This window comes from Streptomyces odonnellii, from assembly GCF_000981895.1.
Taxonomy (GTDB): domain Bacteria; phylum Actinomycetota; class Actinomycetes; order Streptomycetales; family Streptomycetaceae; genus Streptomyces; species Streptomyces odonnellii.
Genome location: NZ_LATD01000489.1, coordinates 1 through 6,564 on the forward strand (window position 1 = coordinate 1; position 6,564 = coordinate 6,564).

Genomic DNA, 6,564 nt, shown 5'->3' on the forward strand with positions numbered 1-6,564 from the left:
GCCACAGGCAGCGGGGACCGCACCGGCGTCCGCCGCCACCCCCGCCCCGGCAGCGGCCCCACCGGCCCCGCTGGCCCCGCTGGCCCCGCTGTCCAAGGTTCTGGTGTTCTCCAAGACCGCCGGGTTCCGGCACTCGTCCATCCCCGCCGGAATCGCCGCTGTCCAGCGGCTCGGCGCGGCCAATGGCTTCACCGTCACCGCCACCGAGGACGCCAACGCGTTCACCACAGCCAATCTGGCCCAGTACCAGGCGGTGATCTGGCTCTCGACCACCGGCGATGTGCTGAACTCCGCCCAGCAGACCGCCTTCGAGTCATACGTCTCCGCGGGTGGCGGCTATGTCGGCGTGCATGCCGCCGCCGACACCGAATACGACTGGCCCTGGTACGGCGGGCTCGTCGGCGCGTACTTCGCCTCCCACCCGGCGACCCAGCAGGCCACCGTCAAGGTCGAGGACCGCTCCTCCCCCTCCACCGCGCATCTGCCGCAGCGCTGGACGAGGACCGACGAGTGGTACAACTACCGGGCCAATCCGCGCTCGGCGGTGAAGGTTCTCGCCAGCCTCGACGAGTCGTCGTACTCCGGTGGCAGCATGGGGGATCATCCGATCACCTGGTGCCAGAACTACCGCGGCGGCCGTGCCTGGTACACCGGTCTCGGCCACACCGAGGAGTCGTTCACGGACCCCGCCTTCACCACCATGCTGCTCGGCGGCATCCAGACCGCCTCGGGCGCGCGGCCCGCGGACTGCCGCCCGGAGAACGGCTACACGCCCCTGTTCGACGGTACGCAGGCCAGTCTCGACCGGTGGCGGCAGGCCGGACCGGGCGGGTTCACACTCGCCGACGGCACCCTCACCTCGGTCGGCGGCATGGGGCTGCTCTGGTATCCGGTGACGCCCTTCAGCGACTACTCGCTGAAGGCCGACTGGATGATGCCGGGCGACGACAACGGCGGTGTGTTCATCGGGTTCCCCGATCCGCAGGGCGATCCCTGGAAGCCGGTCGACACGGGCCATGAGATCCAGATCGACGCGACCGACGCCGATCCCTCCCGTACCACCGGCAGTGTCTACAGCTTCAAGGCGCCGGACACCGCGGCCCGGGCCGCCGCGCTCAACCCGCCCGGGACCTGGAACAGTTACGAGATCGCGGTGCACGGCCGCCATGTCGAGATCTTCCTGAACGGTGTGAAGATCAACGACTACACCAGCACCCGCGACATCGCGGTCGGGCACATAGGCGTCCAGAACGACGGCGCCGGTATGGACATCAACTACCGCAACATCAGGATCAAGCAGGACGGCGCGCAGGCCACCGACCTGGCCAGGGGCCGCCCGGTGACGGTCTCCAGTGTCGAGCCCGGCAGCGCGCACGTGGGCGCCAACGCCGTCGACGGCAACCCCGCGACCCGCTGGGGCAGCGCGTACTCCGACCCCCAGTCGATCACCGTCGACCTCGGCTCCGTCCGTACGCTCCAGCAGGTGCGGCTGACCTGGGAGACCGCCTACGCCACGGCGTACTCGGTGCAGGCCTCGACGGACAACTCGACCTGGCGCACCGTCAGCAGCACAACGGCGGGTGACGGCGGACTCGACACCATCGCGGCGAGCGGTACCGCGCGGTACGTACGGGTCGTGGGGACCGCGCGCGCGACGCAGTGGGGCTACTCGCTGTGGGATCTCGCCGTGTTCGGAAGCTGAGAGCCCGCGGCCCGGCCACACCTTCGTCACACACAGCTCATGGCCAGACCCCGCACCTCGCATCTCGCACAGCCATGCCCCCACCCGTGACCGGCCCCTGGAGGTACGTACCGTGCTGTCCCGCGCCGTTTCCTTACTCGCCGCGCTGTTCACCCTGTCCGCTCTGCTGCTCGCACCCGGCGCCGTCGCGGCCGTACCCGCGCCCGATGCCGCCGCCGTGCCGAAGGCCGCCGCCGCTCCCCCGCCGACGAGCGGGTTCGAGAAGGTCAAGCTCGACGGCGGGCTCCAGATGGGCGAGCCCATCGAACTGGCCGTACTGCCGGACCAGAAGGTCCTGTACATCAACCGGGGCACCAGCGCCTCGGGCGGACAGGTCCGGCTCTACAACCCCGCCACCTCGTCGACGACCGTCGCGCTGACCCTGCCGCTGGACGCGCGGTTCGAGGACGGGCTGATCGGCATCACACTGCATCCGCGGTTCGCCACCACCGGCTGGGTCTACCTGTTCTACTCGCCGAAGGTGACCCCGCTGGTCAACCGGATCTCACGGTTCACCTTCGACCGCGCCACCAACACACTCTCCGCTGCCAGCGAGGACGTGCTCATCGAATGGCCGACCGAGCGGGAGCTGTGCTGCCACTCCGCCGGCTCGATGTCCTGGGACAGCGCGGGGAACCTCTATTTCGCGGTGGGTGACAACACCAACTCCGGTGGTGACTCGGCGGGGATGGCACCCATCGACGAACGCACGTCCCGGAACCCGCAGTACGACGCGCAGCGCACCTCGGGCAACGCGAACGACCTGCGTGGAAAGATCAACCGGATCCATCCCGAGGACAACGGGACCTACACCGTTCCCAGCGGCAATCTCTTCGCCCCCGGGACCTCGGGAACACGCCCCGAGGTCTACATCATGGGTGTGCGCAACCCGTACCGTGTCTTCGTCGACAAGAAGGCCGGCAACACCCTGTACTGGGGCGAGGTCGGCCCCGACGCCGGTGCGACCATTGCCAACCGGGGCCCCGCGGCGTACGACGAGTTCAACCGCGCCACCGGTCCCGGCAACTACGGCTGGCCCTACTGCGGCGGACCCAATGTCAGTTACAACGACTGGGACTTCGCGGCCAACGCGCCGCGCGGCTGGTTCCCCTGCGGCGGTACGGCAGGACCGGTCAACAACTCCCCGCGCAACACGGGGATCCAGCAACTCCCGCCCACCAAGCCCGCGTTGGTGTGGGAGCAGCACGGCGGCAGCAAGGAGTGGCCGCAGCTCGACAATCCGGGCGGCTGCGGTTCGCCCAACCACACCGAGGTCTACCACTACGACCCGAACCTCAACTCCGACGTCAAGTGGCCCCAGTACTACGACAACAAGCTGCTGATCTCCGAGTACTGCCGCAACTGGATCAAGGAAGTTCAGTTCAACAACGGCAATCCGTCGACCGGCACCCCGACCGCGATCGAGCCGGTGCTCGACGGCATGCGCTTCGTCCACCCGATCGACTCCGAGTTCGGCCCGGACGGTTCGCTGTATCTGCTCGAATACGGCAGCGGCTATTTCTCCGGTGCCGAGGACGCCGGACTCTACAAGATCAACTATGTGCAGGGCGGCCGGTCGCCGCTCGCCAAGGCGTCGGTGGACAAGGACAACGGTCTCGCGCCGCTCACGGTCGCCTTCTCCAGCGCGGGCAGCAGTGACCCGGACGGCAATCCGCTGACCTACGCCTGGGACTTCACCAACAACGGCAGCACCGATTCCACGGCGGCCAACCCGACCTTCACCTACACGGGCAACGGCAGTTTCCAGGCCAGGCTCACCGTCAGCGACGGAACCGGGCGTACTGGCACCACGACGATCCCGGTGGTGGTCGGCAACAACCGTCCCACACTGAGCATTTCGGGGCCGCCGGACGGCGGGGTGTACGAGTGGAACGAGAATGTCACCGTCACCGCGACGGCGACCGACCCGCAGGACGGTCCCATCGACTGCTCGAAGGTGATCGTCCGGATCGCCCTGGGCCATCAGGAGCACGCGCACGAGGTCGCCGAGGGCACCGGCTGCTCGACGACCTTCAACACCGGGCCGATCCACTCCGGGCTCGACGCGACGCAGTTCTATGTGGTGCGCGCGACCTACACCGACAAGGGCGCGGCGGGTACGGTGCCGCTGACCGGCGAACTGCAGCGGACCATCTGGCCCAAGCGGTGGCAGGCCGAGCACTACGCGCAGTTGTCGGGGCCGCAGGTCATCACCGCCTCGGGCGCGGAGGGCGGCAAGCGCCTCGGTGACGTACAGAACAACGAGTGGGTCAAGTACCACCCGGTGAGCCTCAAGGGCGTGACCGGTGTCAGGGCCCGGGTGTCCTCGGACAAGGCGGGCAATGTCGCGACCTTCCGCTACGACTCCGTCACGGGTCCCGTGCTCGCGCGGGTGACCGTGCCCAACACCGGGAGCTGGGAGACGTATACGGATGTCAGTGTGCCGGTCACGGGGGCGGACGAGCGGACGCGTGATCTGTTCGTGGTCTTCACCGGCGGCTCGGGAGCGATTCTCGATCTGGACAGCTATACGTTCACCGGGCCCGGGATCAGCCGTCCCTAGGGGATCGCTGGTGGCCGGGTCCTGAACAGGGCGGCCGCGGTGGGGGCTTCGGGCCCGCGTCGCGGCCGCTTTTCATCCGTCGGCACCATCGGTGTCACGGGAAGTGCCGGTGTCACGGCCTCCGTCGGAGTTGTGGTCGGAGCCGGTGTCGGTGTTGTGGTCGGTGTCGGTGTTGTTGTGACGGTCGACTTGCGCTTCGAGGCTGTCGAGGTGTTCCTGTGCGCGCCGGGCGAGCGCGGTGCGCTGCTGGGCACGGTAGTCGCCGAGGGCTTCCCGCAAGCACTCGCGGGCGTCGCCGTACCGGCCGAGAGCCTGGTGGATGAGTCCAAGGCTGAACAGCGCGTCCGCGACCTGCGCGGTGTTTCCGGTCTCGCGGCACAGGCGCAGGGCCTGACGGTAGTGGTCCAGCGCCTCGGTGTACCGGCCGGTGTGCCGGGCGATGTAACCCAGGCTGTCCAGGGCGGAGGCCTCGCCGGCGCGGTAGCCGTCCTTGCGGAACAGCGCGAGGGCCTGTTCGCAGTACGAGCGGGCCGGCCCGTACCGCTTGAGTTTGGCGTGGTTCCAGCCCACCGCGTTGAGCGCGTTCCCCTCCCATACGGAGTTGTCCAGGCCCCGGTAGAGACGCAGGGCCTGACCTGCGTGGACGAGCGCCTGCTCGTAGTCGCCCTGCAAGGTCCGGACCCGGGCGAGGGTGCGGTGGGCGTGGGCCTCGCCGGAACGGTCGCCGCTCTCCCGGAACAGCGCGCGGGCCCGGTCGACATGGTCGAGCGCGAGGGCGTATTCGCCCATGTCGGAACGGGTCCGGCCGAGCAGCCAGTGGGCCGTGGCCTCGTCGGCCGGTTCGCCGAGCCGCTCCGCCGCAGTGAGCCCGGTCCGCCAGGCGATGAGCCCGTCCCGGGTGTGGCCCCGGTGCCGGTGGTAGAGGTCGAGCACCCAGGCGAGCTGCCAGGCCTGGCGGTTCCGGCCCTGCGCCAGGGCGAGTTCACCCGCGGCGAGCAGACTGGACCGCTCGGTGTCGAACCACTCCAGCGCCTCCGTCTCCTCCAGCGGTACGGGGGCGCTGCCCACTGCCGGCGGTTCCAGTTCGGCCGGACGGCGGTGCGGGAAGAGGAGCCGGTCGGCGTGGTGGGCGGTGTGGAGGAAGAAGTCGACGAGCCGGCGCAGCGCGGCGTCCCCGGCGTCCCCCGGAAGGTCGTACCGCGCGCGTTCGGCGGCGTAGGCGCGGGTGAGGTCGTGCAGACGGTAGCGGCCGGGCGTGTGTTCCCGTACGAGGTGCGCGGCCTGGAGCCTGCGCAGCAGCGCGCGGGTCCGGGGTACGGGGAGTGCGGCGAGGCATGCGGCGGCGGGCAGGCCGATGTCCGGGCCCGGCGCGAGACCGAGCAGCCGGAACATCCGCGCGGTGTCGGGGTCGAGGGCGTCGCAGGAAGAGGCGAACACGGCGCGGAGGTCGGCCGTGAGGTCGCCCGCCTCCAGCGCATCGAGCCGGGTGCCGGCCTCCTGGAGTTCCTCGGCCAGGGTCGCGAGGGGGAAGCCGGGCTGGGCGGCGGCGCGGGCGGCCACGATAGCGATGGCCAGGGGCAGGCCCGCGCAGTGTTCGAGGATGGTGGTGACGGCGCCGGGTTCCGCGGCGGTCCGGTGCTCGCCGAGATGGCGGGTGAGGAGCCTGCGCGCACCGGTCCCGTCGAGTGTTTCGACGGCGAGGGGGCGGGCGCCGTGAGTGGCGACGAGACCGGTGAGCTGGTGGCGGCTGGTGACCAGCACGAGACAGGTGGGGCTGCCGGGGAGCAGCGGCAGTACCTGGGCGGTGTCGCGGGCGTTGTCCAGCACGATGAGCAGCCGTCTGCCGCTGGTCAGACTCCGGTACAGGCCGGCCTGCGCGTCCGGGTCCACGGGGATCGCCGCGGGGTCGGCGCCGAGCGCGTCCAGGAAGCCGCGCAGGGCCGTGGCGGGCGGTACGGGGTCGCCGGACGGGTCGAAGCCGCGCAGATCGGCGTAGAGCTGGCCGTCGGGGAAATGGCCGAGGTGGTTGTGGGCCCAGCGCAGGGCGAGCCAGGTCTTGCCGATGCCGCCGGGCCCGCCGATCGCGGAGATCACGACCGTACCGGCGGACACGGACCGCGATTCCAGCAGCTCGTCGAGCAGGGCGAGTTCGCGGTCTCGTCCGGTGAACAGCGGCGGGGGCGCGGGCAGTTGCTTCGGTACGGATACGGGCGCGCGTGCCGGTACGGATATGGCGGCGGGCCGGGCGGCGGGGGCGGCC

Annotated in this window: 3 protein-coding genes; 2 read left to right on the top strand and 1 reads right to left on the bottom strand. The window is 70.3% G+C overall.

All coding sequences use genetic code 11. From position 1 onward, the window contains the following. Both WH07_RS33655 and WH07_RS33660 read left to right on the top strand, forming a co-directional pair. Positions 1-1,702, top strand: a 1,702-nt coding sequence (locus WH07_RS33655) for a ThuA domain-containing protein (RefSeq protein ID WP_052744647.1), incomplete at its 5' end; no start/stop codon positions are given. Between the two features lie 112 nt (positions 1,703-1,814). Then, positions 1,815-4,304, top strand: a complete 2,490-nt coding sequence (locus WH07_RS33660) for a PQQ-dependent sugar dehydrogenase (RefSeq protein ID WP_052744648.1) — start codon at positions 1,815-1,817, stop codon at positions 4,302-4,304. A 72-nt stretch (positions 4,305-4,376) separates the two neighbouring features. Here the strand turns inward: WH07_RS33660 and WH07_RS33665 are convergent. After that, positions 4,377-6,564: ATP-binding protein (locus WH07_RS33665; RefSeq protein ID WP_052744649.1), on the bottom strand; the 2,188-nt coding region annotated here is incomplete at its 5' end.